The sequence below is a fragment of the Micromonospora sp. M51 genome, assembly GCF_018070305.1.
GTDB lineage: Bacteria > Actinomycetota > Actinomycetes > Mycobacteriales > Micromonosporaceae > Micromonospora > Micromonospora parva.
On sequence record NZ_JAGPXZ010001224.1, the window covers coordinates 1 to 1,099 of the forward strand.

At 73.6% G+C, this 1,099-nt stretch carries 1 protein-coding gene; it reads right to left on the reverse strand.

The features are described from left to right. On the reverse strand, positions 1-1,099 hold a 1,099-nt coding region (locus tag KBX53_RS33865; protein WP_210863911.1), incomplete at both ends, for a DUF885 domain-containing protein.

Below are 1,099 nucleotides of genomic sequence, written 5' to 3' on the forward strand. Positions count from 1 at the left end.
TGCACCAACTGGTCGAGCAACGCGTTGATGGTCATCCGTAGCTGCATCTTGAGCTGCTGCAACCGCACCGGCAGACCACCGAAGCCGAGACCCGTCATCACCTCCTCCGCGTAGACCGCCCAGCCCTCGATGAACGGGCCGGACTCGGCCAGCGCGCGGACCCGGGTGCCACCGACGTAGCGGCGGGCGTGGGCGAGTTGGAGGAAGTGCCCCGGCATCGCCTCGTGCACCGTCAGGTTGCGGATCATGTGGTCGTTGTATTCGCGGTAGAACGACTCGACCCGGTGCGCCGACCAGTCCGACGGGGTGGGCGCGATGCAGTAGAAGGTCGGCACGGCGGCGGTCTCCAGCGGGCCGGGCGCGTCGCAGTACGCCACCGCGACGCCCCTGGCGAACTCCGGCATCTCCTGGATCACGCACCGGTCGTCGACCAGGGTGACCAGGTCGTGTGCGCGGACGAAGTCGGTGGCCTCGTCCAGTGTCACAGCGGCCAGCTCGACGATCGTCGCGTCGTTCGGGTGCTCGGCGGCGAGCAGGTCCAGCGCCCGCCGTACGGACGCGTCGTCGGCCGGCCCGCCGACCAGCTCGACGGCCGCCGCACGGATCTCGGCGGTGACCCGGTCCAGGTTGGCCCACGCGCGCCGCTGGATCTCGGCGGCGCCCAGCTCGGTGTCGAGGGTGTGCCAGAGCCGCGCCTCCCAGCGACGTCGGCCCAGTCGCGGGTCACGGCCGGGACCGGCATCGGCGGCCAGGCCGGCCCGGAGCCAGGCGACGAACTCGTCCAGCGCGGCGATCGCGGCGGTGGCCGCCGGCTCGACCCGGTCGAGCTGGCTCGGCGCCTGGGCGAGCAGCGCCGGCAGCTCGTCGCGGATCAGCGCGGCCGTGCCGGTGAACTGCCCGACGGCCGTCTCCGCGTGGATCCGCGGCATGTCCCGCAGCGTCGCGCGGGCGGTGGCGAGGGCGTCCGGTACGGCGGCGAGCCGCCCGGCCAGTTGGGTCAGCCGCACCTCGGCGGGGGCGTACGGGCGGGCCAGCAGCGGGTGCAGCAGCGGGCCGGGGTTGTGCCGCAACGGATCCCACTCGTGCGACCGGATCTCGG